At 70.3% G+C, this 26,063-nt stretch carries 22 protein-coding genes; 12 read left to right on the top strand and 10 right to left on the bottom strand.

The features are described from left to right. Window positions 1-17: 17 nt before the first annotated feature. Complete coding sequence (locus ACIBH1_RS40500; protein WP_397319369.1) at window positions 18-905, top strand: aminoglycoside phosphotransferase family protein; 888 nt, start codon at window positions 18-20, stop codon at window positions 903-905. Here ACIBH1_RS40500 and ACIBH1_RS40495 read toward each other — a convergent pair. Together ACIBH1_RS40495 and ACIBH1_RS40490 are read right to left on the bottom strand one after the other, a co-directional pair. Further along, window positions 902-1,816 (bottom strand): hypothetical protein, encoded by a 915-nt coding sequence (locus tag ACIBH1_RS40495; protein ID WP_397319368.1) that lies wholly within the window; start codon window positions 1,814-1,816, stop codon window positions 902-904. The two genes, ACIBH1_RS40500 and ACIBH1_RS40495, sit on opposite strands and share 4 nt — an antisense overlap. Before the next feature lie 113 nt (window positions 1,817-1,929). Then, complete coding sequence (locus ACIBH1_RS40490) at window positions 1,930-3,420, bottom strand: dolichyl-phosphate-mannose--protein mannosyltransferase (RefSeq protein WP_397319367.1); 1,491 nt, start codon at window positions 3,418-3,420, stop codon at window positions 1,930-1,932. A gap of 138 nt (window positions 3,421-3,558) precedes the next feature. Here ACIBH1_RS40490 and rsmI point away from each other — a divergent pair, with 138 nt between their 5' ends. Together rsmI and ACIBH1_RS40480 are read left to right on the top strand one after the other, a co-directional pair. Next, entirely contained in the window at window positions 3,559-4,392 is an 834-nt protein-coding gene (gene rsmI, locus ACIBH1_RS40485; protein ID WP_397319366.1) for a 16S rRNA (cytidine(1402)-2'-O)-methyltransferase, read from the top strand. Window positions 4,393-4,398: 6 nt separating this feature from the next. Beyond that, a complete protein-coding gene (locus ACIBH1_RS40480) occupies window positions 4,399-5,925 on the top strand; it encodes a dolichyl-phosphate-mannose--protein mannosyltransferase (protein ID WP_397319365.1) in 1,527 nt (508 codons plus the stop codon). Here ACIBH1_RS40480 and ACIBH1_RS40475 read toward each other — a convergent pair. After that, a complete protein-coding gene (locus ACIBH1_RS40475) occupies window positions 5,876-7,273 on the bottom strand; it encodes a hypothetical protein (RefSeq protein ID WP_397319364.1) in 1,398 nt (465 codons plus the stop codon). The genes ACIBH1_RS40480 and ACIBH1_RS40475 overlap by 50 nt on opposite strands. A 192-nt stretch (window positions 7,274-7,465) precedes the next feature. On the opposite strand from ACIBH1_RS40475, the gene ACIBH1_RS40470 reads away from it, so the two are divergent. From ACIBH1_RS40470 to ACIBH1_RS40450, 5 genes are all read left to right on the top strand, one after another. Beyond that, entirely contained in the window at window positions 7,466-8,683 is a 1,218-nt protein-coding gene (locus ACIBH1_RS40470) for a glycosyltransferase family 2 protein (protein WP_397319363.1), read from the top strand. 182 nt (window positions 8,684-8,865) lie between these two features. Further along, the gene (locus ACIBH1_RS40465; protein WP_397319362.1) at window positions 8,866-10,164 is read left to right on the top strand and encodes a hypothetical protein; all 1,299 of its coding nucleotides are present in this window, start codon (window positions 8,866-8,868) and stop codon (window positions 10,162-10,164) included. 49 nt (window positions 10,165-10,213) lie between these two features. Continuing rightward, window positions 10,214-11,752 carry a methionine--tRNA ligase gene (metG, locus tag ACIBH1_RS40460; RefSeq protein ID WP_397319361.1) on the top strand — a complete coding sequence of 513 codons (1,539 nt, stop codon included), beginning with the start codon at window positions 10,214-10,216 and terminating at the stop codon, window positions 11,750-11,752. A 2-nt stretch (window positions 11,753-11,754) separates the two neighbouring features. Then, window positions 11,755-12,603 (top strand): TatD family hydrolase, encoded by an 849-nt coding sequence (locus tag ACIBH1_RS40455; RefSeq protein ID WP_397319360.1) that lies wholly within the window; start codon window positions 11,755-11,757, stop codon window positions 12,601-12,603. 79 nt (window positions 12,604-12,682) lie between these two features. Next, window positions 12,683-13,534 carry a ubiquitin-like domain-containing protein gene (locus ACIBH1_RS40450; protein WP_397319359.1) on the top strand — a complete coding sequence of 284 codons (852 nt, stop codon included), beginning with the start codon at window positions 12,683-12,685 and terminating at the stop codon, window positions 13,532-13,534. Here the strand turns inward: ACIBH1_RS40450 and ACIBH1_RS40445 are convergent. Together ACIBH1_RS40445 and ACIBH1_RS40440 are read right to left on the bottom strand one after the other, a co-directional pair. Then, the gene (locus ACIBH1_RS40445) at window positions 13,527-14,678 is read right to left on the bottom strand and encodes a hypothetical protein (protein WP_397319358.1); all 1,152 of its coding nucleotides are present in this window, start codon (window positions 14,676-14,678) and stop codon (window positions 13,527-13,529) included. The two genes, ACIBH1_RS40450 and ACIBH1_RS40445, sit on opposite strands and share 8 nt — an antisense overlap. Then, window positions 14,675-16,360 (bottom strand): serine/threonine-protein kinase, encoded by a 1,686-nt coding sequence (locus ACIBH1_RS40440; RefSeq protein WP_397319357.1) that lies wholly within the window; start codon window positions 16,358-16,360, stop codon window positions 14,675-14,677. The genes ACIBH1_RS40445 and ACIBH1_RS40440 overlap by 4 nt, the downstream gene beginning before the upstream one ends. A 72-nt stretch (window positions 16,361-16,432) precedes the next feature. On the opposite strand from ACIBH1_RS40440, the gene rsmA reads away from it, so the two are divergent. Further along, window positions 16,433-17,293: a 16S rRNA (adenine(1518)-N(6)/adenine(1519)-N(6))-dimethyltransferase RsmA gene (rsmA, locus tag ACIBH1_RS40435; protein WP_397319356.1), complete on the top strand. Its 861-nt coding sequence runs from the start codon at window positions 16,433-16,435 to the stop codon at window positions 17,291-17,293. 358 nt (window positions 17,294-17,651) lie between these two features. Then, window positions 17,652-19,160, top strand: a complete 1,509-nt coding sequence (locus ACIBH1_RS40430) for an NlpC/P60 family protein (RefSeq protein ID WP_397319355.1) — start codon at window positions 17,652-17,654, stop codon at window positions 19,158-19,160. Window positions 19,161-19,311: 151 nt separating this feature from the next. Here the strand turns inward: ACIBH1_RS40430 and ACIBH1_RS40425 are convergent, their stop codons facing one another. Beyond that, window positions 19,312-20,100 carry a phytanoyl-CoA dioxygenase family protein gene (locus ACIBH1_RS40425; RefSeq protein WP_397319354.1) on the bottom strand — a complete coding sequence of 263 codons (789 nt, stop codon included), beginning with the start codon at window positions 20,098-20,100 and terminating at the stop codon, window positions 19,312-19,314. A 56-nt stretch (window positions 20,101-20,156) separates the two neighbouring features. On the opposite strand from ACIBH1_RS40425, the gene ACIBH1_RS40420 reads away from it, so the two are divergent. Continuing rightward, complete coding sequence (locus tag ACIBH1_RS40420; protein ID WP_397319353.1) at window positions 20,157-21,002, top strand: helix-turn-helix domain-containing protein; 846 nt, start codon at window positions 20,157-20,159, stop codon at window positions 21,000-21,002. A gap of 292 nt (window positions 21,003-21,294) precedes the next feature. Here ACIBH1_RS40420 and ACIBH1_RS40415 read toward each other — a convergent pair whose 3' ends face one another. The 4 genes from ACIBH1_RS40415 to ACIBH1_RS40400 form a co-directional block, all read right to left on the bottom strand. Further along, the gene (locus ACIBH1_RS40415) at window positions 21,295-22,557 is read right to left on the bottom strand and encodes an RNA polymerase sigma factor (protein WP_397319352.1); all 1,263 of its coding nucleotides are present in this window, start codon (window positions 22,555-22,557) and stop codon (window positions 21,295-21,297) included. A gap of 379 nt (window positions 22,558-22,936) precedes the next feature. Further along, window positions 22,937-23,311, bottom strand: coding sequence for a YciI family protein (locus ACIBH1_RS40410; protein WP_397319351.1), 375 nt, complete (start codon window positions 23,309-23,311; stop codon window positions 22,937-22,939). Between the two features lie 38 nt (window positions 23,312-23,349). Beyond that, window positions 23,350-24,204: a DUF998 domain-containing protein gene (locus ACIBH1_RS40405; protein WP_397319350.1), complete on the bottom strand. Its 855-nt coding sequence runs from the start codon at window positions 24,202-24,204 to the stop codon at window positions 23,350-23,352. A gap of 98 nt (window positions 24,205-24,302) precedes the next feature. Continuing rightward, window positions 24,303-25,073, bottom strand: a complete 771-nt coding sequence (locus ACIBH1_RS40400; RefSeq protein WP_397319349.1) for an arginase family protein — start codon at window positions 25,071-25,073, stop codon at window positions 24,303-24,305. 82 nt (window positions 25,074-25,155) lie between these two features. On the opposite strand from ACIBH1_RS40400, the gene ACIBH1_RS40395 reads away from it, so the two are divergent. After that, window positions 25,156-26,058, top strand: a complete 903-nt coding sequence (locus tag ACIBH1_RS40395) for a 4-(cytidine 5'-diphospho)-2-C-methyl-D-erythritol kinase (RefSeq protein ID WP_397319348.1) — start codon at window positions 25,156-25,158, stop codon at window positions 26,056-26,058. Window positions 26,059-26,063 lie beyond the last annotated feature (5 nt).

Here is a 26,063-nt window from a genome sequence, read left to right as displayed (position 1 = left end):
ATGGCAGGCTCGGCCGGATGAAGATGCACGCCGACGAGCTGACCGTCGTGCCCGAGACCGTACGGGCCCTGGTGGCCGGTCAGTTCCCCCACTGGCGCGGCCTGCCCGTCAGGCGCGTTCCGGGAGAGGGCACGGTCAACTCGATCTTCCGCATCGGCGACGGCCTGGCGGCCCGCTTCCCGCTGGAGCCGAAGGACCCGGACGAGGCACGCGACTGGCTCGAACGCGAGGCGGAGGCGTCACGCGAGCTGGCCGCGGCCACCAGCTTCCCGACTCCGGAACCGGTCGCGATCGGGGAGCCGGGGGAGGGCTACCCGATGCCCTGGTCGGTGCAGACCTGGCTGCCCGGCGTCGTGGCCTCGCGGGCCGACGCGGGCGGGTCGGAGGGGCTGGCCCGCGATCTGGCCGAGTTCGTCGCCGGGCTGCGTGCTCTCGACACGCGGGGCCGTACGTTCTCCGGCGGCGGCAGGGGCGGGCGGCTGAGCGACCACGACGAGTGGGTGGAGACGTGCCTGCGCCGCAGCGAGGAGCTGTTCGACGTCCCGCGGCTGAGGCGGTTGTGGGCGGAGATGCGCGAGCTGCCGCGCGAGGCCCCCGACGTGATGAACCACGGCGATCTCATCCCCGGCAACGTGCTGGTCTTCGGCGGGCGGCTCGCGGGTGTCCTCGACGGCGGGGGATTCGGCCCCGCCGACCCCGCCCTCGACCTGGTGGGCGCCTGGCACCTGCTGGAGGCGGGTCCTCGCGAGGTGCTGCGACGGGAGCTGGGCAGCGACGACCTGGAGTGGGCTCGCGGCCGGGCCTGGGCCTTCCAGCAGGCACTCGGCGCGGCCTGGTACTACGTCGAGAGCAATCCGGCCATGAGCGGGATGGGCCGCACCACCATCGCGCGCATCCTCGGCTAGCCGGGCGTCACGTATTTCCGCGGACGCAACGCGTGCGATCGCAGCGCCGACAGGGCGACCAGCTGGCCGGTCGGCGTCAGCCGTACGGGGTCGGCCAGCAGGCCGAGCGAGGCCAGCCGCGACAGCAGGTCGGAGGAGGTACGGCCGGCCACGGCGCCGACCCGCTCCTGCAAGGTCTCCGCCGACCACGACGAGCCGTCGGCCAGCAAGAGCAGCGTCACCTCGTCGGGCTCGCCGCAGATCAGCCCCCTGGCCACCGGCTCCAGCGAGGGGTCGAGCGGCACGGGAGCGTGCAGCCGCACCTCGAAGGGCTGGGCCAGCTCGCGGCGCGCCTCGCCGCGGCCGAGCACCCACCGGTTGAGCCGCTCGCCGTGCACGCGGTGCAGCCAGCTGTCGCCGCCCAGTTCGGCACGCGGCCGGGTGAGCCAGTCACGCGTCAGCTCGACGGCGTCGAACGGCGTGTCGGACAGCTGCGCCAGCTCCAGGGCGGCCGAGCACGCCACGTGGGCGCCCAGCTCCTCCGGACCCATGATCATGCTCCAGGCGAGCTCGGGCACGTCGGGAGGCAGCACGCCCGTGGCCGCCAGCGCCTCCTGGTAGGCGGCGTTGCCGGCGTCCTCACCGTCTTCCGCGTAGACGCGGAAGATCCGCAGGGTCACGGCCGACGTGCAGATCTCGGCGTAGCGGGACAGCCCGCCGAGGGACAGCAGCTGTCCCAGCGCGCGGGCCAGGCGCACCGGGTCGCCGTCGACCTTCAGCGGCAGCGTGAACCACAGGAACTCGCACACGTCGAGCTGCGTCACCGTCTCCAGCGGCTCACCTCCGGTGAGCCACTCCACGGCTGTCCTGGCCTCGTCGGCGATGGCTGGGTCCAGCAGCGCCAGGAGCGCGGCCACGTCCGGTGCGGGCATGCCTCGAAGTCTGCCGTATCGACCCCGGCCCTGACGATGACCGAAACCGGTGCGTATTGGCTCTTGCACAGCGACTACCCTACGAAATCACCATCAAGCCAGCTGTAACCGGGTCAGATCCATCGCTTCTCGAAGAGCATTCTGGCCTTCCACTGCGTGTAAGGGATGACCTCGGCCGACAGGACCGGGTACAGCCACCAGAAGTTGATCAGCGCCAGCAGCGCGAAGGATCCGACGATCGCCGCGCCGACGGTGCGCCGGGTCTGGGACGAGCCCTTCGGCCCTATCAGCAACCCCGCGCAGAGCGTGATCGCCAGGATCATGAAGGGCAGCATGGGGATCGCGTAGAACAGGAACATGGTCCTGTCGTCCTTGAACGCGAAGTAGAACCACGGCAGCCACGCGATCGCGTAGCCCAGCAGGACGGCTCCGGCGCGCCAGTCACGCGAGGCCACGTACCAGGCGATCAGGGCGACCAGCGCGGCCAGCGCGCCGTACCAGATCACCGGCGTGCCGACCCCGAGCACGGCCTCGGAGCAGTCCTTGACCCCGCAGACGTCCTGGCGTCCTTCGTAGTAGAAGGCCACCGGGCGCAGCAGGAGCGGCCACGACCACGGCTCGGACTGGTACGGGTGCGTGCTGGTCAGGTCGGAGTGGAAGCTCAGCACCTGCAGGTGGTAGTCGACGAGCGAGCGGAAGGAGCTGAACAGGAAGTACAGCGGCCCCGACGAGGTCGCCTCCTCCCAGTTGCGTCCCCAGCCCTTGTCGGTGACGAACCAGCCGGTCCAGCTCACCAGGTAGGTCACGGCCGGCACGACGACGGCGGCGATCAGCCCGGTGGGCACGTCCTTGACCACCGCGCCCCGGTACGGCGAGCGCAGGCCCACGGCCTTGCGCGCCCCCGCGTCCCACAACCACGACATGATGAAGAAGACGAAGAAGAACGCGCCCGACCACTTCACCGCGCAGGCGGCGCCCAGCATGAGCCCGGCGGCGATGCGCCAGGGCCTGACGCCCAGCCATGGTCCCTCGGCGGTGACGGCGGAGGTTTCGTACCAGTCGACCAGCCTGGCCCGCGCCTGGTCGCGGTCGACGACCAGGCAGGCGAAGGCGGCAAGGACGAAGAACATCAGGAAGATGTCGAGCAGCGCGGTGCGCGAGAGCACGAAGTGCAGGCCGTCGAGCGCGAGCAGCAGGCCGGCGAAGCAGCCCAGCAGCGTCGAGCGGGTCATGCGGCGCGCCAGCCTGGCGATGATCAGGATGGACAGCGTGCCGAAGAAGGCGGCGGCGACACGCCATCCGAGCGGGTTCATGCCGTACAGCCACTCGCCCGCGCCGATCAGCCACTTGCCGAGCGGCGGGTGCACGACGTAGGACGGCTCGTTGGCGAAGACCTCGGTGTTGCCCGCCAGGATCGCCTTGTCGGCGTCCTTGATGAAGGTGCGCTCGACCAGGTTGGTGATGATCGAGAAGGCGTCCTTGGCGTAATAGGTCTCGTCGAAGACGACGGCCTTGGGGTGTCCCAGATTGAGGAAACGCAGGACTCCACCGAAGATCATGACGAGGATCGGTCCCAGCCAGCCCCACAGCGGGTTGCCCGGCATGGGGGGAACCAGACGATCACGCACCGACGGCGCGCTCAGTCTGGATTCCTTTTGGTTGAGGAAATCGGTCACCGCCATTCGGACATCGTACGGGCCCCAAGCGGGTGCTTACCGAAAAAACACGGCCACAATGGTTGGGTGAGCGAACACGGCAGGCTGGTGCTGGCGGGGGCGCCGATCGGACAGGTAGCGGACGCCTCGCCCCGGCTGCGAGACCTTCTGGCGACGGCCGATGTGGTGGCGGCCGAGGACACGCGGCGGCTGCGCCGCCTGGCCACCGATCTGGAGGTGGAGATCCGGGGGCGGATCGTCTCCTACTACGACCAGAACGAGGCGGCGCGCGCGGCCGAGCTGGTCGAGAGCCTGCGCGCGGGCGCGACCGTGGTGGTGATTACCGACGCGGGCATGCCGGGCGTGTCGGATCCCGGCTACCGGCTGACCAGCCTGGCGGTCGAAGCGGGCATTCCGGTCACCGCCCTGCCGGGGCCGAGCGCCGTCACCACCGCGCTGGCCATCTCCGGCCTGCCCTCCGACCGGTTCTGCTTCGAAGGGTTCCCGCCGCGCAAGCAGGGCGAGCGCGCCAGGCGCCTGGCCGAGCTGGCCACCGAGCAGCGCACGATGGTCTTCTTCGAGGCCCCGCACCGGCTGGAGGAGTGCCTGGCCGCCATGGCCGAGGCCATGGGCGCCGACCGGCGGGCCGCGGTCTGCCGCGAGCTGACCAAGACCTACGAGGAGGTACGGCGGGGCGGCCTGGCCGAGCTCGCCGAGTGGGCGGCCGGCGGGGTCAAGGGCGAGATCACCATCGTCGTGTCCGGATATATCCCGACTCAAGGCTCGATGGGGGACGCGATCACCCTGGTGGATGAGATGGTGAGGAACGGCACCAAGGCCAAGGACGCCATCTCCGAGGTGGCCAAGTCCATGGGCCTGGTCAAACGGGAGCTCTACGACGCCGTCCACAGGAGAGCATAGGTGTCGATGTTACGCAGACTGGTCCCCCCGATGCAGGAGAGCGCGCTCTGGGGGTGGGTGGGACCGGTGCTCGTGGCCGTCCTCGGTGGCGCCATGCGCTTCATCAATCTCGGCCATCCCAAGGCCATCGTCTTCGACGAGACCTACTACATCAAGGACGCCTACGCGCTGCTCACCTTCGGGGCCGAGCAGGAGACGCTGGGCGACGACAAGAACCCGATCGCCGACCGCATGATCATGGCGGGCGACCTGAACATCTGGGACGCCGGCGGCTCCTACGTCGCCCACCCGCCGCTCGGCAAGTGGATGATCGCCGTGGGGGAGTGGCTCTTCGGGGTCACCCCCTTCGGCTGGCGGTTCGCCGCCGCCGTGGTCGGCACCCTGTCGATCCTCATCCTGGCCAGGCTCGCCCGGCGCATGACCCGCTCCACCCTGCTCGGCTGCCTCGCCGGGCTGCTGCTGTCGCTCGACGGCCTGCACTTCGTGATGTCGCGCACCGCGCTGCTCGACATCTTCCTGATGTTCTGGGTGCTGGCCGGCTTCGCCTGCCTCGTGGTCGACCGCGACAAGGCACGCGAGCGCCTGGCCGGCTGGTACGAAACCTCGCCCGTCACCCTCCACGGACCCTGGCTCGGCGCGCGTCCCTGGCGCATCGCCGCGGGCGTCTGCCTGGGAGCCGCCTGCGCGGTCAAGTGGTCGGGCATCTTCTTCCTGATCGCCTTCGCCGTGCTGTCCCTGATGTGGGACATGGGCGCCAGGCGGGCGGTGGGCCTGCGCCTGCCGTACAAGGGGGCGATCCTGCGGGACCTGCCCACGGCCCTGTCGGCGATGGCGCTGGTGCCCGCGGTGACCTTCATGGCCACCTGGACCGGCTGGTTCGTCACCGACAAGGGCTGGGGGCGCAACTGGGAGCAGGCGACCTCGTCCGGGCCGCTGTTCTTCGTGTTCGACTCCTTCCGCTCCTGGCTCGACTACCAGAAGCAGGTGCTCAGCTTCCACTCCGGGCTGACCACCACGCACAGCTATATGTCGGAGCCGTGGCAGTGGCCGCTGCTCAACCGGCCGATCTCCTTCTTCTGGCAGGGCGAGATCAGCTGCGGCGGGCAACGCTGCGTGCAGGCGGAGCTGGCGGTGGGCACGCCGGCGTTGTGGTTCGGCGCGGCGGCGGCGCTGATCGGCATGGTCGCCTGGTACACCTCCTCGCGCGACTGGCGCGCGGGCGCGGTGCTCCTGGCCTACGTGGCCGGGTGGGCGCCGTGGCTCTACTACGCGATCTCGCACAACCGGACGATGTACTTCTTCTACATGATCCCGCTCGTGCCGTTCATGGTGCTGGCGGTCACGCTGCTGGCGGGGCAGGCGCTGGGCAGGACCGACGCCTCACCCGTACGGCGGGCCGTCGGGGCCGCGGGCGTGGGCGCCTACACGCTGATCGTGCTGATCAACTTCTGGTGGCTGGCGCCCGTGCTGAGCGGTCAGACGATCACTCACTCGGAGTGGTGGGCGCGGATGTTGCTGCGGACCTGGGTCTGAGCGTGATCGCCGCGGCCAGGCACGCCAGGGGCACCGCGGGCAGCACGTAGCGGTAGTCGAACTCCGCTGTCGCGGCGGGCGCCAGGAGCAGCCCGAAGGCGGCCAGCCAGGGCAGCGCCACCGGCCCGCCCAGGCGCCGCCACCGCCTGGCCACGCCGTACAGGCCGATCAGCATGATGGGCGCCAGCATGATGCCGCGCAGGAAGAACCAGTCCTGGTAGACGTCCATGAACGACGCCCAGGGCTGCTTCGTCTTGGTCTCGGGCGGGCCCTGCTCGTACATGAAGGCGTCGGTGTCGGCCCGCCCCTGGTAGGTCGACCAGACCTCCAGCCGGGCGGGCTGGTCGGGGCGGAACTCGTACTGGTTGAAGGTCTTGGCCTCGGGGAACTGCGGCCGTCCCCAGTGGAAGGAGCGCAGGAAGTCGGTCGCCACCACGCGAAGGTAGTCGCCGGGCTGCGCCATGATCGCCCGCTTGGCGAAGCGTCCGGCGATCTCGTTCTTGAACTCGTCGAACTTCTTGCCCGGCCAGCGGTGCAGGATCTCGCTGGCCGTGCCGTCGTCGCGGCCCTGGCCCTGACCCCACAGATACCACTGGGCGTACGGCTTGCGCTGCTCGACGTCGAGGCACATCAGCGCCAGATCGAGCTCCTTGCGCGGGTCGATCTCCATCTTCTTGCAGTCGGCGAACACGGCGGTGCGCATGTAGAGGATGAGCCCGTCGCTGTAGGTCATCCCGAACTTGCCGTTGTCGGACTTGAACCAGGCCATGTAGCCCAGCACCGGAACCGCGCAGGCGATCACCATGGCCACGATCGGCTTCCAGCCCACCCGCTTGACCAGCAGGTAGAGCACCACCAGGCCGAGGATCGCCAGGCCGATCGACCGCGTCAGCGCGGTCACGGCGAGCATGAGGCCCACCGCGGCGCCGATGCGCCAGGTGAGCTGCTCGCGCCACAACACCAGCGTGACCACGCCCACCACCAGCAGGGTGAACATGGAGTCCGACATCACCAGCTGTTCCATCTGGATCTGGTAGGCGTCGAACAGCACGGGCGCGGCCGCCAGCGTCGCGCCCCAGCCGGGCAGGCCGAACCTGCGGCGCAGCAGCATGTAGATGAGCACGGCCGTGGCCAGGCCCATCAGGTGCTGCGTGAACACGACCAGGGTGAGGCTGCTGAACGGCTTGAGCAGGAACAGCCACAGGCTGTAACCGGCCGGGCGGATGACGTCGGCGCGCGGATGCAATGCAACGTTTACGTATTGATACGAATCGTTGAACCACATCGCCGGGCCGTACCCGAACATGGTGATGAGCCGCAGGATCGCTCCTACGGCGAAGGCCGCCACAAACACTCGGTTATGCCGAAGAAACATCCGGATCCGTAGGCTTCGGCGCGGTGTTGAGTGATTGACGGCGGATTGATCCGCGACACTCACCATGCACTCAAGGATGCCAGGCGTTTCGCGGACTTGACCCGAGCATCTGGGGGCAGAGGGCATCATGGTGGGCTGGAAGAGTCATGACCGGAGGGTTAAAGCGTGGAACTGACGGTGGTCATGCCCTGCCTCAATGAGGCAGAGACCATAGAAGTCTGTATTCGCAAGGCTCTGGCCTGCATGGAAGAGCACGGCATCGACGGTGAGGTGCTGATCGCCGACAACGGCAGCACCGACGGGTCGCAGCAGCTCGCCCGTGACGCAGGGGCCCGCGTGGTCCACGTCGACGAGAAGGGGTACGGCAACGCCCTGATGGGCGGCATCCGCGCGGCGCGCGGCAAGTACGTCATCATGGGCGACGCCGACGACTCCTATGACTTCACGGCGTTGCTCCCTTTTGTGGAGCAGTTGCGCGACGGCGCCGACCTGGTCATGGGCAACCGCTTCAAGGGCGGCATCAAGCCGGGCGCCATGCCCCCGCTGCACCGCTACCTGGGCAACCCCGTCCTGTCGTTCATCGGGCGGTTGTTCTTCCCCAGCGCCATCGGTGACTTCCACTGCGGCCTGCGTGGCTTCCGCCGCGACTCGATCCTGCGCCTCGGCCTGCAGACCGGCGGCATGGAGTTCGCCTCCGAGATGGTCGTGAAGTCGACGCTGCAGGGCCTCGACGTGCGCGAGGTGCCGACGACCCTGTCGCCCGACGGCCGTTCCCGCCCGCCGCACCTGCGCTCGTGGCGCGACGGCTGGCGTCACCTGCGCTTCCTGATGCTCTACAGCCCCAAGTGGCTGTTCTTCATCCCCGGCTTCGTGCTCATGGTGGTCGGCCTGGTGGCCGGCACCGCGCTGACCTTCGGGCCGGTGCGCATCGGGGAGCTCGCCTTCGACGTCGACACCCTGGTCGGAGCGTCCGCCGCGGTGGTCATCGGGTTCCAGGCGATGTTGTTCGCCGTGTTCACCAAGGTCTACGCCGCCGAGGAGGGCTTCCTGCCCGAGTCGCCGCGCATCCGCAGGCTGGTGAGCATCGTCACCCTGGAGAAGGGCCTGGTCGTCGGCGGCCTGCTGGCCCTGGCCGGCCTCGTCGGCCTGGTGATGTCGCTGGTGCACTGGCAGGTGCGCAGCTTCGGCCAGCTCGACCCGCGCGAGTCGCTGCGCATCGTCGTGCCCGCCGCCACCGCCCTGATCATGAGCTTCCAGACCATCTTCGCCGCATTGTTCGTCAGCATCCTGGGCATCCGCCGCACCAGGGAGTCGTCGATCGACGTGGCCGCCAAGGCCGCCGAGGAGGCGGCCGAGAAGGTGACGCGCGAGCAGCGCGTCTGAGCCTCCGCTTCGCTTTCGCCGAGGAGCCCCCGGTTTTCCGGGGGCTCCTCGGCGTTTATCAACTTGTTAACCGATCTCCTGCCCGTTTTGTCACTCTTTACGAAGAACTGGACCTTATGTTCTCTGAGTCTTAGCTGAGTGTCCGCTGTGAACCGCGGGCCGAATCACCACTGGAGTTACCTGTGCGCAAGCGCGCCCTCGCTTCCCTGCTCGCCGCGACCGCCGCCACCACCGGCGTCGTCGTCCCCGCCGCCTTCGCCGCCCCGGCCGGCGCCGTGGTCCAGGCCGCGCCCACGGTGGACGACCTGCGGCTCGCGCTGCGCGCCGCCATCCGGGCCGCGGACAAGGCGGAGGACGCCTACCGCGCCGCCCAGGAGCTGTACGTCGCGGCCGACGACAAGGCGGACGCCGCGGAGGGCAAGGCCAAGGAGGCCCGCGACGAGGCGGACCGGCTGAAGAAGGTCTACGAGGACGAGCTGGCCGAGAAGGAAGCCGCCCACGCCGCCATCCCCGGCCTCGAGAGCGCCGTGACGCAGGCCCAGGCCGAGCTGGCGGCGGCCGAGAAGGCGCTCGCGGAGGCCACCCCCGAGACGGTCGAGCAGGCCACCAAGGACCGCGACGCCGCCAAGCTCGCCTTCGACGACGCCGTCAAGGCGCTCAACACCGGCGAGCTCCGCTTCGAGGAGGCCGCCAAGCGCCTGCCGAGCAAGAAGGCCGACGCCTCGGAGGCCGACGCCGAGGCCACCGCCCTGGAGGGCGAGGCCGCGCCGCTGCGGAAGACCGCCGACGAGCTCGGGGCCGAGGCCGACCGCCTCAAGGGCCTGTGGGACGCCGCCGAGGCCAGCGTGAAGACGGCGCAGGCCGCCCTCGACGCCGCCCTGTTCCCCGTCAAGATCTCCTCCATCGACGTCGACGACAACGCCGTCCGCTACCCCGGCAAGAAGACCGGCGTCGACATCACCGTCTACACCAAGACCGACGACTCCGACGCCGACGTCACCTGCGGCGGCTTCACCTTCGACCTCGACGAGACCGTTTCGGGCGTCTTCGCGGGCGGCATGTGGGTCTTGCCCGGCGCGCCGAGCAAGGCCACCTGCGGCGTCGTGGTGCGTAACAGCCACGGCGTCACCGCCTCGTCGAGCTTCACCTACGACCTGCAGCGTCACGCCCGCATCGTGTCCCTCAACGCCGGCCCCGAGCCCGTCCGCAAGGGCAGGCGGATCACCGTCACCGGTGTGCTCCAGGGCACCAACACCGTCGGCACCGCCTACGGCCACCTCAACGGCGGCCGGGTGAGCATCCAGTTCAGGAAGAAGGGCTCCACCACCTGGAGCACCCTCAGCACGGTGACCACCAGCGGCAAGGGCAACTTCAGCCGCGCCTTCACCGCCAAGTCGGACGGCACCTGGCGTGCGGTCTACGGCGGCACCTGGTCCTTCACCAAGGCCACCAGCGGCAGCGACTACGTCGACGTGCGCTAACCCGCACATGCGGCCATGCGCGGAAAGACACCCCGATAGGATTTCCCGCATGGCCGCCTACTACGTCTCGACGCCGATCTACTACGTCAACGACGCTCCTCACCTGGGTCACGCGTACACCACGGTGGCGGGCGACGTGCTCACGCGCTGGCACCGTCAGCGCGGCGAGGACGTGTGGTACCTGACCGGCACCGACGAGCACGGCCAGAAGATCATGCGTACGGCGGAGGCCAACGGCGTCAGCCCGCAGGAGTGGTGCGACAAGCTCGTGAGCGAGGCGTGGAAGCCCCTCTGGGAGCACCTGGAGATCGCCAACGACGACTTCATCCGCACCACCGAGCCGCGCCACACGCAGCGGGTGCAGGAGTTCGTCCAGGACCTCTACGACAAGGGCGAGATCTACAAGGGCAGCTACACCGGCCCGTACTGCGTGGGCTGCGAGGAGTACAAGGCTCCCGGCGACCTGCTCGAGGGCGACCTGTGCCCGATCCACAAGCGCCCGGTCGAGTGGCTCGAGGAGGACAACTACTTCTTCAAGCTGTCCGAGTACGGCGCGCGCCTGCTGGAGTTCTACGAGGCCAATCCCGACTTCGTGCAGCCGGCGAGCGCCCGCAACGAGGTCGTGCAGTTCGTCAGGTCCGGCCTGCAGGACCTGTCGATCTCCCGTTCCAGCTTCGACTGGGGCATCAAGGTGCCGTGGGACGACAAGCACGTCATCTACGTGTGGATCGACGCCCTGCTCAACTACGCCACCGCCGTCGGCTACGGCGCCGACCAGGCGAGGTTCGACCGCATCTGGCCGGCGAACGTCCACCTCGTGGGCAAGGACATCCTGCGCTTCCACGCCGTGATCTGGCCGGCGATGCTCATGGCGCAGGGTCTGCCGCTGCCGGGCCGGGTGTTCGCCAACGGCTGGCTCATGGTCGGCGGCGAGAAGATGAGCAAGTCCAACCTGACCGGCATCTCGCCGCGCCAGCTGACCGAGCACTTCGGCGTCGACGCCTACCGCTACTACTTCCTGCGCGCGATCCCGTTCGGTCAGGACGGCTCGTTCTCGTGGGAGGACTTCACCGCCCGCTACACCTCCGAGCTGGCCAACGACTTCGGCAACCTGGCCTCGCGGGTGGCGGCGATGGTGGGCAAGTACTTCGACGGGCGGCTGCCCGCGGGCTCCGACGAGTCGCTCGCCGGCCCGCTGGGGGAGGCCGTGGAGAAGGCCGACCGGGCGATCGGCGAAGACCTCGACTTCTCCGGCGGTCTCGGCCACATCTTCGACTTCGTGCGCAAGGTCAACCTCTACCTGTCGGAGCAGGAGCCCTGGAAGGTGGCCAAGGACACCTCGCCGGATGGCCAGGCCAAGCTCGCCTCGATCCTCTACGCCGCCGCCGAGTCGCTGCGGGCCATCGCCGTGCTCCTCAACCCGGTGATGCCCGCGACGGCCGAGAAGTTGTGGGTGTCGCTGGGCGCGGAGGAGCACCTGGGCGCGCTCTCGGCCCAGAAGGTGCACGAGGCGGGCCGCTGGGGCGTGCTGCCCGAGGGCGCCACGATCACCAAGGGCGAGATCCTCTTCCCGCGCCTGGAGGGCTGAGCATGCTCCCGGACGCGCCGGAGCCGTTGTCGGCGGAGGTGTTCGACAGCCACTGCCATCTCGACATCATGGTCGGCAAGCGTCAGGCCTCCACCGGGGATCCGGTGGCGCAGGCCGCGCAGGCGGCCTCGGCGACGGTCGACAGCATCCTCGACGAGGCGCGCCGGGTCGGGGTGACGAGGCTGGTCACGATCGGTTACGACCTGCCGTCCTCGCGGTGGAACGCCGACCTGGCCGAGCTCCACCCCGACATCTACGCCGGCGTCGCGATCCATCCGAACGAGTCGTTCGCCTCGACCCCCGAGGTGCTGGCCGAGATCGAGGAGATGGCGGGCCTGCCGAAGGTCAGGGCGGTGGGGGAGACCGGGCTCGACTACTACCGCGACTGGGCGTCCAAGGACGACCAGCACGCCAGCTTCCGCGCCCACATCGAGATCGCCAAGCGCGCCGGCAAGGCGCTGGTGATCCACGACCGCGACGCGCACGACGACGTGCTCGCGGTGCTCCGTGCCGTCGGCGCCCCCGACGTGGTGGTCTTCCACAGCTTCTCGGGCGACGCGGAGATGGCCAAGCAGTGTGCCGAGGCCGGTTACTTCATGTCGTTCTCCGGCCCGGTGACCTACAAGAACGCCGCATATCTCCGCGAGGCGGCGGCTGTGGCTCCCGCCGAGCTGATCCTGGTCGAGACCGATGCGCCCTACCTGCCGCCGGTCCCGCACCGGGGCAAGCCCAACGCTCCCTACCTGATCCCGCTCATCGTGCGGTGCCTGGCCGAGGTCAAGCAGATGCATCCCGACGAGCTCTGCCGGGCCATCACTGCCAACGGAAACACCGCCTTCGGTAGCTGGTGACCATCTTTCCGAGATCTGGTTGTGACTCTGAGTAGTCGGCAACTAGCGTCTGGCGCTCTACCGTGCGTGGAGGTGCCAGATGGCGGGAAGCAGACGTAAGCCGCGTCGCCGCAGTCCATGGTCGTCGCCGTGGGCGTGGACGGCCTACGGCGTCGCCGCCCTGATTCCCGTCGTCGTCCTGTCGGTCGCGAACCTGGGCAAGCAGGTCGAGCTGGTCATCGACCACCAGACCGTGGCGATGAGCACCTTCTCCGACACGGTCTACGACCTGCTCGACGAGGCGGACGTCTCGGTGGGGCCGAACGACTACGTCAGCTCCTCCGGCATGGACGAGGTGGCCGACGGCTCGCGCATCGTGGTGCGGCGCGCCAGGCCCGTGACGCTCGTCGTCGACAGCCCGCCGGAGGCGGCGCCCGTGGCGTCCATCGGGCATCTGTCGGCGTCGGGCGCGGGCACGATGCCGGTGTCGGAGCCGGCCGAGCGCCGGGTCCAGGTGGTGGAGGGCGACGAGCGCAAGATCGTCTACACCACCGGGAGCACCGTGCGCCAGGTGCTGCAGGAGGAGGGCGTACGGCTGGGCCCGGGCGACCGGGTGACGCCCTCGCTCGACAGCTATCCGCCCCGCGGCATCGTGATCAAGGTCGAGCCCGCCCGCCCCGCGCGTGCCGTACCCGCAGGGGTGGCGGAGCTGAACTGGGCGGCGCTCGCGCAGTGCGAGTCGCACGGCAACCCGAAGGCGGTCAACGCGGCGGGCGGCTATTACGGGATGTACCAGTTCAGCCTGCCCATGTGGAAGGCGGTCGGCGGCACGCGCCTGCCGACCGCCTGGCCAGAGGCCGAGCAGACCTACCGCGCGCAGCTGCTCTACCAGCGCGTGAGCGGGCGCTGGCAGGGTCAGTGGCCGCACTGCGGGGCCCAGCTGTTCAGCTGAGCGTGGCGCCGAACTCCGTGCCCTTGCCGGGCCGGAACGTCTCCTCCTCGTCGGCGTTGCGCCCGTACACCGCGATCGCTCCGTACGGCCCGCGGTCCGGCACCCCGACGACGAGCCGGTTGCCGCTGAAGGCCACCGCCGCGCCCAGCCGCCCGTCCGGGTCGGTGACCTCGAGCGAACGGTCGCTCTTGCCGGGACCCACGATCCTCACCGAGCCCGTCGAGGCGACGCCGATCACCAGCCGCCCGTCGGGCGAGGCGGCCAGCGCGCCGGCCGACTGCTGCCGCAACGTGCTGGTCTGCTTGAGCGCCGCGTCGAAGAACCGCACGGTGCCCTCCACCGGAGCGCTCACCGCCAGCCCCACGGAGTCGGAGTAGGCCAGCGCGTAGCCGAACCGCGAGCCCGCCTTCAGATCCTCAGGCTCCCACTTCGTCGCGGTGATCTTCGCCGCCGTCACGTCGTTGATCAGCGTGATGGAGCCGGTGTCGAGCAGCCCCTCGCCGACCTGCTTGCCCGCGCCGTCGTTGTTCTCGTACGGCACGCCGACCGCCAGGCTGCGGCCACGCGTGAACTGCAGCGCCCAGCCGTACTGGTCACCCGCCTCGCCGTTGCCCGGCACGTCGGCCATCTCCTGCGACAACCGCCTGAGGTTGTCGGCGGTGCCGGTGTAGATCGCCCCCTGATCCTGGGTGTCGGCCTCGTCCTCGTACGGCGCGCCGATCGCGATCAGGCCGCCGCCGGCGGAGACGGACCAGCCGAAGTGGGCGTCCTGCTGGGGGCTCGGGGCGATGAGCTTCTTGGGCGGCCGCGTGTCCCCGCCGTACAGGACGTAGACCGCGCCCGCGTCGCGGGCACCGTTCACGTCCGCGTACGGCGCGCCGACCAGGACGTCGGCGCATCGGTCCCCGTCGAGATCGGCGACCTCCGCCGACCAGCCGTAGCCGTCGCCCGGCGCCAGCTCGGGGCTCGGCAGCGCGACGAGCTTGTTGCCCGACAGCAGGTGGACCGCGCCGGGACCGGCGAACGGGTCGCCGATCGCCGTGTGGTCGGTGTCGACGGGCGTGGTGCACGCGACGGCGGCCGCCTGCGGCCCGGTGACCGTCAGGCTCGCCCCCGCCATCAGGAGCGCCAGCAGGTGCCTCACAGGATCACCTCGACCTGCTTGCCGCCGGGGAACATGGTCGCCGACAGCTTGGCGGGCGTGCGCAACGGCGCGAGGTCGAAGACGAAGACGCCGTCGACCCGGCCGCCGGGGACGACCGAGGCGGGCAGATCGGCCGGGGCCGGATCGTGGGCGGCGCCCTGGTTGTCGGTGAGCGTGACCACGGGGTCACCGAGCTCCTTGATCGTTCCCCCTGGGTTGATCATGGTCCATTTGACGATGCAGAGCTGGCCCTGGGTGCTCCGCGTGCCCTGGTAGTCGGCCAGGCCGCACTGGGGCGCCTCGGTGACCAGCAGCTGGGGATCGTCGATGGCGGGCCCCAGGGCGAACCTACGGCCCACGTCGTTGACCTGCTGGGTGACCTGGGTCGGTCCCGCGGTCGGATCGGTCTGCGTGCTCGTGGACGAGACCGGGCGCAGGGTGCTGATCAGGACCGCGCCCGTCACCGACAGGGCCGCGACCGCCGCCGCCGCGGCGATCAGCCAGCGGGTGCTCCTGGGCTTGCTGGCCGGCTCGGCGGGATTGGTGTGATCGGGTTCCGGGCGCACGTACGTGGGCGCGCTCGCCGCGTCCCTGAGGTCCGCGATGGGCGCCGGCGTGGGGTCGTCGACGCGGCTGACGGCATCGCGCGGCGGAGGCGTCTGCCCGGCGGCGCCCGCCACGCCCACGGCCCCCACGGCCTCCTGGAACTCCCGCTCCAGCGCCTCCTGCTCGGCCTTCTTCCTGCCCCGGCGCGAGAACCTGCGGAACGCGCCGGTGTCCTTGACCACGTTCTCCGGCGGCTGCCACGACTGGTTGAGCACGTTCGTGGCGATCACCGTCGGCGGATCGACCGGCCGCGGCGCCCCGCCGACCAGCGCCAGCACCAGCTCCTGCGCGCTGGGACGGGCGCCGGGATCCATCTCCGTCGCCTGCCGTACGAGATCGTTCAGCGGCGCGGGCAGCGCCCCCAGGTCCGGCTGGTTGTTGAGCACGCGGGAGGCCAGGGTGATCACGTCGCCGCGCCCGAACGGGTGGCGGCCGTTGCCCGCGTACGCCACCAGGCAGCCCCACGAGAAGATGTCGGCCGCCGGAGTGATCTCGATGCCCCTGACCTGCTCGGGCGCCCACCAGCCCGGACTGCCGAGCAGCTCGCCCGACAGGGTGAAACCGCTGTCGCGGTCGAGCGCGCGGGCGATGCCGAAGTCGATCACGCGCGGCCCGGAGAGCGACAGGATGACGTTGGCCGGCTTCAGGTCACGATGCACCAGGCCGGCGTTGTGGATCGCCGCCAGCGCCGCCGCCACGCCCAGGGCCACGCCGTGGAGCGTGCCAGGGTCGAGCTGCCCGTACTGCGCGATCTGCTCCGACAACGGGGTGCCCGCGATGAACTCCGTCACCATGTACGGCCGGCCGTCGTCGGAGTTGCCGTTGTCGAGGACCTCGGCCGTGCAGAAACTCGCCACGCGGCGAGCGTTCTCCACCTCCGCGTGGAAACGGGCGGCGAAACCCTGCTGGTTGGCGTACTCCGCCTTCACCACCTTGACCGCCACCAGGCGTTCCGTGGGCGCGCGCGCCAGGAACACCGTGCCCATGCCGCCCTCGCCCAGCCTGCCGAGGAGCCGGTACGGGCCTATCTCGCGCCGGTCCGTGGGGCGGAGCGGCGCTGCGCCCGTTGGATCCATAAGGGATGTCCCTTCGTTGTCCATACCCGGCCTCCCCTCGTCCATCTCAGGTACTTCGGTGCGGGAGACTGGATGGATGTGGGGAACAGTATGAGCCTGCTTGGTCCCGTGGAAATACGTAATTTGGCGCAGAAGCTTGATCTTCGTCCGACGAAGCGGCTGGGCCAGAACTTCGTGATCGACGGCGGGACGGTGCGGAAGATCGTCCGGGCCGCCGAGGTTTCGGGCTCCGACGTGGTGCTCGAGGTCGGTCCAGGGCTGGGGTCGCTGACGCTTGCCCTGCTCGAGGCCGCTTCGCACGTGGTCGCCGTCGAGATCGATCCGGTGCTCGCGAAGCAGTTGCCGATCACGGTGGGTGATCGGGGGCTGGGGGAGCGGCTCACCGTGGTGGAGGCGGACGCGATGCGGGTGACCCCCACCGACTTTTCCGGATATTTGCCGACAACGCTCGTGGCGAACCTTCCGTACAACGTCGCCGTCCCCGTCGTCCTCCACCTGCTCGCCGCCGTCCCGTCGCTGGAGCGCGGGCTCGTCATGGTCCAGGCCGAGGTCGCCGACCGCCTGGCCGCCCGCCCCGGCTCCAAGGTCTACGGCGTGCCGTCGGTCAAGGCCGCCTGGTACTCCGACGTCCGCCGCGCCGGCCCCGTCGGCCGCACCGTCTTCTGGCCGGTGCCCAACGTGGACTCCGGACTCGTCTCGCTCGTCCGCCGCGACCCCCCTTCCACCACGGCCTCCCGCGAAGAGGTCTTCGCTGTCATTGACGCCGCTTTCGCGCAACGCCGCAAGACCCTACGAGCAGCCCTCGCGGGCTGGGCGGGCACGCCGGCGCGCGCGGAGGAGGCGCTGAGGGCGGCGGGCGTGGATCCCTCGCTGAGAGGGGAGCAGCTGGACGTGGGCGACTACGCCCGCATCGCGGAGCACCGACCCGCCTGAGACCCGGCCGGGCTGTTGGTGACTTCGGGCCGGACCCGACCCTTCTTGCGCGCCCTGCCCTCCACAACCTGATCACGCGCAGATCCACGCTGCCCACAGGCCAACCCCATCTCGCGGCCGCTGTCTACGGGCCAACCCCGTCCCCGCAGCCGCTGTCCACACCCCGACCCCGTCCCCGTCCCCGTCCCCGCAGCCGCTGTCCGCGGACCGACCCCGACCCACCCCCGCAGCCGCTGTCCGCGGACCGACCCCGTCCCGGCAGCCACCGTCCACAGAACGCCGTTCGCCCCCTCCGCCCCTCCGCGCCGACCAACATCCTGGGCGCCTCGATTCGCTCTCACCTTCGAGGAGAACCAGGATGTCCCCCCTTCCACGACTGCTCACGATCAGCGGCGGCATGCTCGCCACCCTGAGCGCCCTCCCCGCCGCGTCCGCCCTCGCCGACCCCGCCACCACCTGTTCGGGCACGGTCACCCTGCCTCGGCTCTACGCACCGCTCTTCGACGCCACCTCACCCGGCCAGGGCACGTCGCCGCTGCGTGTGCGTGTCGCCCTGCCGCGTGAGGCGTGCACGAGAAACGACGCCACGCTCCAGCGCCTCCTCAAACGCGCCGGCATCACCGAGATCACCACCACTGCGCCCACGCAGGAATCCGCCCACCTATCGGCCACCCAGTGGACCCGAGCATCGGCTACGCCTTCCTGGCCGCCCACGCCCTCCGATCGCCCGACCACTCCCGAGGCGAGCGCTCCCTCCAGCCTCGGCACACCCGCATGGGCAAGCCCGCGCCCGCTCCCAGACCCACCGCCGTGGGCCATCACCCGCTCCCGCCTCGACGCACCGCCCTGGGCTGACACGCCCTCACGCCTCGACACCACGCCCTGGGCGAGCACCCGCTCACGCCTCGACACCCCGCCGTGGGCGAGCACCCGCTCACGGCCCCACCCACCGTCGTGGGCAAGCACCCGCTCGCTTCCTCCCACGCCGCCGTGGGCCATCACCCGCTCACGCCTCGACACCCCGCCCTGGGGTAGCACCCGCTCACGGCCCGCCGTGCCCCCATGGGCCGCCGCGCCGTGGCACTCAACCGTCGAGTGGCCGATCGCCCTCTGGCGCCGCCGCGACGGGTCCAGCGACACCTGGCGAACGCTGCCCGGCGACCGTCCCGACACCCACGACGGTCCCCTCTCTCACGACCGCGCCCTTCCACCGGAGCGCCACCCACGCCGCCCGGACGTCACGCACCCGGACGTAACGCACCCGGACGTAACGCACCCGGACGTCACGCGCCCCGACATCACCCGCCCCGACATCACCCGCCCCGTCCCCCACGACTCCACCCCTCGAGCCACGCCCCCGAAGCCCTCACGCCCGAAGTCCTCAACCCCCAAGCCCTCAACCCCCAAGCCCTCAACCCCGCGCAAGCCCGCCCCCCGCCCAGCCAAGCCCTCGACCACAAAAGCCGACCTGGCCGTAACAACCGCCCTCCGAGAACTAGGCACCCCCTTCTCCTGGGGCGGCGGCTCGCCATCCGGCGCCACCAAAGGCATCGGCCGAGGCGCCTCCACCATCGGCTTCGACTGCAGCGGCCTAACCCTCTACGCCTGGTCCAAGGCAGGCGTGAAGCTCGGCCACTACACCGGCACCCAGTTCCGCCAGGGCCGCAGAATCCCCCTGGACGATCTACGCAAGGGCGACCTGGTCTTCTTCGGCGGCGGCACAGGCGACCCCACCCACGTCGGCCTCTACCTCGGCAACGGCGTCATGATCCACGCCCCCAAGACAGGCGACGTCGTCAAGAAGACCCAGTTCCTCAACTCGACCTACTACCGCCCGATCTACCGCGGCGCCGTACGCCCCGGCTAACCCGCCACCGTCGGGCGGCAAGCCAAGGAAAGCGCTCCACCCCCACCTTGCCGCCCGACCCCCCACCACCCAAGAAACGCAGCCTGGGCCCACCACCCAAGAAACGCAGCCCAGTCCCGCCGTCCATGAGACGCTGCCCAGCCCCACCGCATCAGTGAGGCCCAGCCACACCCCCACCCTCCGTCCCGCAAGGCCCCCCACCCACAGCAGCCGCGAGCGCGACAACCTCCCCACTCATCCGCATCGTGGGATACCAGGAGGAAATATGCGTGGTCGATTCACCCACATAATGAAAGATCAAACTCCTCCGAAACCGATCAACAGTCGAGTTCGGCTCCGAGCCGTGCACCAGGCTGCCGTTGAAGAACAGCACATCCCCCGGCTCCATATCCACCGGCACCCGCTCCAGCCCAGGAGGCGGCGGCACGTACTCCCGCGTGAACGACACGTCCTGATCCGCGTCCTCAGGACAGAACAGATCCATGGCATGAGTCCCCGGCACCACCTCAAGCCCTCCGTTCTCCCGATCGACCCGGTCGATCGCGATCCAGGCGGCGATGCACGTCCCAGGCTCGGCCCGAAGATAGAAGTTGTCCTGATGCAACGCCTGCCCCCGTGCCCCGGGCGGCTTGAAGTAGAACATGCTCTGCGCTGCTATCGGCTCTTCCCCGAGCAACTCCCGCAGCACCGCGGCGATCCGCGGATCGAGCAGATACCGCATGGTCAGCTCGTTGACCTGATGCGGATGCATCACCCGCGGGTACTCCCGCAGCACGTCATAGGGCTCGCCCTCGACTCCCACACTGGGCGAGAAATGCCCAGCAATAGGCCCGTCAGCATGCAGCCTCATGAACTCGTCGCGAATACCCGACACCTCATGCGCGGACAGCAGCCCAGGTAGGACAAGATAGCCACGCTCGTGAAACTCGCTCGTTCTCATACATCACACGCTAAGGAGCCGACCCGGCGGAAGGTATGCACCCAACGGCTAATGACATGTCTGTTCCTGCTGCCGAACTAGTGATCGTCGGCCACTACGACATGCCCCGCGGCTACGGCACCCGCCGCCGCACGGGCTCCCCGAGCTGGATGCTCATGTGGACCCAGCAAGGCAGCGGCCACATCGAACAGGGCGCGACCACCCGCACCACATCCCCAGGAGACCTGGTCGTCCTGGCCTCCAACACCCCGCACTCCTACCGAACGGCCGACGACCACTGGCGCTTCTGGTGGATCCACTTCCAGCCGCGCCAGTCGTGGCTGCCATGGCTGGCACCTCACACCGCGGGCCCGGGCTACTTCGTCATCCCCGGCCTGACCGCCGCACGCGTGGACGAGACGTTCCTCCGCGCCCACGCCGACGCCCGCTGGACCGGCCACGGCCTCCCACCCGCCCCCACCACCCCCACCCAAGCCGTCGTCGCCACCGCAGCAGAAGCCCGCGAACTGGTCCTCGGCGCCGTCGAAACGGTGCTCCTCCTCGCCACAGCCGGCGCCCGCCCAGCCCATACCGGTGACGCCCGCATCCGCCACGCCCAAGAACTCATCACCGCCGACCCGGCAGCACCCCACACGGTCGCGTCGCTGGCCCGCGCCGTCGCCCTGTCCCCGTCCCGCTTCGCCCACCTCTTCACCGAGACGACGGGCCGCTCACCCATGACCGCGGTCAGAGAGGCCCGCGTACGGCACGCAGCCAGACTCCTGGAGGTCACCGACCTCGACATCGGCCAGGTCGCCACCGCCTCAGGCTTCGCCAGCCCGTTCCACTTCAGCCGCATCTTCAGCCGAGAGTTCGGAGTGCCACCACGCAGCTACCGCGCCACATTGCGAGAAGGCCCCTGAGCGCAACCCACCGCTCGACAACCTACGGTCTTCCCGCGCCAGCCCCACCCCGCTCGGCGCTCTCCGCCTCCATCGGAGATCTTCGCCGGGTGCCCCGTTCGCCGTCGTCTCCTTCCCCCTTCCCTCCACCGAGCGCCGCACGACCGGTAGTCGGGTTCGGCGGAGAGCGGCCACACCACGATCAGTCACTTCAGGCGGGGAGCGGCGGCACCACGGTCGGTCAGGTCGGGCGGGGAGCGGCGGCCATACGGCGGTTGGTCCCGCCGGCGGAGGGCGGCCACACGACGGTGGGTTACGTTTCGCGGAGGGTGGCCGCGCGTGACAGGAACAGAATGCGTTCACGGGCGTTGCGCGTCAGGGCCGCCGCGCGTTCAAAAGCTTCCGCCGCCTCCTGGGCATGGCCGAGGCGGGCGAGGAGGTCGCCGCGTACGGCAGGCAGCTGGGGATAGTCGCGCAGCGAGCGTTCCGAGAGCAGGGTGTCCACGATCTCCAACCCCGCGGCGGGACCGTCGGCCATGCCGACGGCGACGGCGCGGTTGAGCTCGACGATGGGCGATGGGCTGACGTGGGAGAGCAGCCGGTAGAGCGCCGCCATGCGCGACCAGTCGGTGGCGTCGGAGGTGAGGGCGCGGGCGTGGCAGGCGGCGATGGCTGCCTGGAGGGCGTACGGGCCGAGGGTGCCGAGCGATTCGGCGCGACCGAGTGCGGCCAGGCCGCGGCGGATCAGGAGGCGGTCCCAGCGGCTGCGGTCCTGGTCGAGCAGGAGGATGGGGGAGCCGTCCGGCGCGGTGCGGGCGGGGATGCGGGAGGCCTGGATCTCCATGAGCGCGAGGAGGCCGTGGACCTCGGGTTCGTTCGGAAGGAGTCCGGCGAGGACGCGGCCCAGGCGCATGGCCTCCTCGCAGAGGGAGGGGCGGATCCAGTCCTCGCCGGTGGAGGCGGCGTAGCCCTCGTTGAAGATCAGGTAGATGACTTCCAGGATCGAGGCGAGGCGGGTGGGGAGTTCGGCGGGGGGTGGGAGCTCGATGGGGACCTGTTTGTCGGCGAGGGTGCGTTTTGCGCGGGAGATGCGTTGGCCGACAGTGGGTTCGGGGACGAGGAAGGCGCGGGCGATCTCTTCGGTGGTCAGGCCGCCGAGCAGGCGGAGGGTCAGGGCCAGGCGTGCTTCGGCGGGGAGGACGGGGTGGCAGGCGGTGAAGATCAGGCGGAGGAGGTCGTCGCCGATGTGGTCGTCCAGGGCATCGTCGAGCTCGGCTTCGGCGGATTCCTGGCGGATTTCGAGGTCGTGGCCGACTTGTTGGAGCTTGCGGTCGTAGGTGTCGCGGCGGCGGAACTGGTCGATGGCGCGGTGCTTGGCCGTACGCGTCAACCAGGCGCCCGGGTTATCGGGGATGCCTTTTTGGGGCCATTCCTCCAGGGCGGCTACCAAAGCGTCTTGGGCGAACTCCTCGGCCAGGCCGATGTCGTTGACCATGCGGGCGAGACCGGCGATGACGCGGGCGGACTCGATTCGCCAGACGGCTTCTACGGCGCGATGCGCGTCGGCTGTGGGCATGGGATGTGGATATCGGATGGGGGTGGGTGGGGGGAAGCCCCTTGGCGCTCCGGGGGGGCTGGGAGCCATGATCGACGGGAGTCGGGAGGGCCTGGGATCAGGGAGGGGGGACCAGGGACGGCGGGGATGCGGGGTGGGGATGCGGGGGAGACGGGAATGCGAGGGAGGCGGGGATGTGGGGAAGGCGGGAGTGGGGGAAGCGGGCAGGGCGAGGCAGCGAGAGGCCCGCCGTTGCGGGTGCGCTACGGCGGGCCTGGGGGAGCGGGTCGGGTGGGGGATTGGGCCGGGGTTCGGGTGCGGGAGCGGGCCAGAGTGCGGGAGCGGGCGGGGTGCGGGAGCGGGCCGGGGTGTGGGAGCGGGCCAGGTGGTGGGGAGTGGGTTAGGCCGGTGGGGCGAAGTCCTCGGGGCCGAAGAGGCGCAGGACGTCGGCTTCGCCCTCCCAGCCCGGCCACAGGTCGAGGTGGATGCGGAGGAACCGAGCGCCCCACTCCACCGCCTCCTCCTTCGTCTTGACCTGGTACAGCGCGTAGCTGATCAGTTCCTTGGCCTCCGCGAAGGGCCCGTCGGTGACCGCGAGGCGGCCGCCGGTCGCCACGATCCTGGCGCCTTCGGAGCTGGGGGCCAGGCCGCTGTTGTCGAGGAGGGCGCCGGCCTCGGTGGCCTCCTGGCCGAGTTTGAAGATGGCTTCCATGAGCTCCGCGGGCGGCGGACCGTCGGGCTGGGACACGACCTTGAGGGTGATGAGGTAACGCATGGTGGGACTCCTTTGTCGTCAGTGATCAGGGGGCGGGATCAGGCGTTGCGGGAGAACTTGATGGACAGTAGCGACATCCAGCACCAGACGGCGATGATCGCGGTGACGAAGATCAGGTTCGCCCAGGCGATGGCTCCGCCGGTGGCGATGCCGAGGAAGGCGCCGAGGAAGAGGGTGCCGGTGATGCGGGTGTAGATGGCCCAGCCGCGCTCGCCGGAACGGGAGAAGCGGGAGGCGAGGACGTAGCAGGCGGCGACGAGGCAGAGGAAGCCGACGCCGCCGACGGCCATGTGCAGGGTGCCGGAGAGGGTGATGGTGCCGGGGCCTTCGGGGGTGCCGGTGGGGAAGCCCATGGCGGGGTCGGCGGGGAAGATGGCGGCGCCGAGCATGCTGGCGCCGAACGCGGCGATGAGGCGGGGGGCCCAGCGGGAGCCACGGCCGGAGGGGCGGCCATCGGAGCCGCGGCCGGAGGCGGGCATGGCGGGCGCGGGCGCGGGGGTGGGGGCGGGGACGGAAGCGGAGGTGAGGGCGGAAGCGGGAGCGGAGGCGGAGCCGGGAGCGAAAGCGGAGGTGGAGGCGGAAGAGGAGCCGGGGGCGGAAGCGGGGGCGGCGCTAGGCCCGGGGGTGGAAGTGGAGGAGGGCGCGGGGGTGAGGGTGCGGCGGAGGCCGATGGCGAAGGCGATGGTGGCCAGGGCGGTGATGACGAAGTTGGCCGTCTGGATCCAGCCCAGCTCGCCGTTGGCGAGGAAGCTCCAAGGGTGGCGCGACAGGTCGAAGCCTTCGCGGGTGAGCGCCTGGGCCAGGGCGACGGTGACGTAGAAGGGCCCGGCGAGGGCGCCCAGCCGCAGGAGTGAGAGCGTGCTGCCGACAACAGGTGCGGTGCGGAGGGCCATGGTGATCGTCCTTGCGTTCGGCCGGGACCGGCGTTTCCGGCCCTCTGCCTACGCGGCGATCGGGCGGCCCTCCTTTCGACAACGCACCCGGATTTTTTTCAAGATTTTTTGGAAGCCGCAAATGCCGAGGTCAGCCCCCTGACGAGAGGCACCAGCAACTCCTGGTCGGCCGCCGAGGCGGGCTCGTACTCTGTGATCGCCATCCCCACCACCTCGGCGACGGACGCGATGGCGGTCACGGCGTCGAGGAGTTCGCCGGGCTTCAGCCCGCCGGGCGCAGGGGTGCCGACGGAGGTGAACACGCCTGGATCGAGCACGTCGAGGTCGATGTGGATGTAGGCGACGTCGCCGGGAGCGAGTGCGGACTCGACCCCGGAGGCGTCGCGCAGGTGGGTGATGCCCGAGGAGTCGACGAACGCCTGCTCTCCCGGGTCCAGGTCGCGGACGCCGACCAGGACGATCTGGGCGGGGTCCAGGAGGGTGCCGGGCACCAGAGAGGCGGGTCCGGTGCCGGTCAGCGTGCGCAGGACCATGCCGTGGAAGGCCCCGGAGGGTGACGATTCGGGCGTGTTGAGGTCGCCGTGCGCGTCGAACCAGAACACTTTCAGCCGCGAGCCGTACTGGGAGACCGCTCTGGCGACGGGTTCGAGGTCGACCGAGCAGTCGCCGCCGACCGTCAGCACGGGTCCCGGCGGCAGCATGGAGCGCACGGAGGCGGCGATCCCGTCGACGGACGACTCCTCGCCGACCGGCACCCGCAGCCGCGTGCCGTACGGGATCATGTCGGCCAGCAGGGCGGCGCCCTCGGCGAGGCGGCGGGCGGTGGGTGCGCCGGAGCCCTGCCACTGGGGCACTTCGAGAATGTGCATATCGCGGTCCGCCAATCCTTTGAACCGGCCACCGATAGCATCGGGAGCCTTGAAAACCACTGGGGATGAGAGTAGAAGCGCGATGAGTTCGGTGACCGTCCGGGTGCCCGCCAAGGTGAACGTCCAGCTGTCGGTCGGCCCGCTTCGTGACGACGGTTACCACGATCTGGTCAACGTCTTCCACGCGGTGTCGATCTTCGACGAGGTGGTCGCCAAGGAGTCCGAGCTGGTGACCGTGCGGGTGGAGGGCGAGCACGCCGACCAGGTGCCGCTCGACGACGGCAATCTGGCCATCCAGGCCGCTCGGGCGCTGGCCAAGCACGCGGGCCGTACATATGGCGTGGAGCTGGTCATCAGCAAGGCGATCCCGGTGGCGGGCGGCATGGCGGGGGGCAGCGCCGACGCGGCGGGCGCCCTGGTGGCGTGCAACGAGCTGTGGGGGCTCGGGCTGCCGCGCGAGGACCTGATGGAGATCGCCGCGGATCTGGGCAGCGACGTGCCGTTCTCGCTGCTGGGCGGCACGGCGGTGGGCACCGGGCGGGGCGAGCAGCTGACCGGGGTGCCGACCGGCGGCGACTTCCACTGGGTGTTCGCGGTGGCCGACGGCGGGCTGTCGACGGCGACCGTCTACGCCCAGTGCGACAGGCTGCGCGAGGCGACCGGGGAGCAGGTCGCGTGGCCGCAGGTGAACGACGGGCTGCTGGCGGCGCTGGCGGCGGGTGACGCCGGGCGGCTGGGCGCCGAGCTGGTCAACGATCTGCAGCCGGCGGCGGTGATGTTGCGGCGTTCGCTGACCAGGACCCTCGACGCGGGACGCGAGCTCGGCGCGCTGGGAGCGATCGTGTCGGGGTCGGGCCCGACCTGCGCGTTCCTGGCCCGCGACGGGGATCACGCGCGGGAGCTGGCGGCGGCGCTGAGCGGTGCGGGGGTGTGCAGGCTCGCGGTGGCCGCCCACGGCGAGGTGCCGGGCGCCGAGATCGTGTGATCGGC

The organism is Nonomuraea sp. NPDC050663 (assembly GCF_044456985.1).
GTDB lineage: Bacteria > Actinomycetota > Actinomycetes > Streptosporangiales > Streptosporangiaceae > Nonomuraea.
The sequence above is the reverse complement of the archived record's forward strand: the minus strand, read 5'-3'. Positions and strand labels throughout refer to the sequence as shown.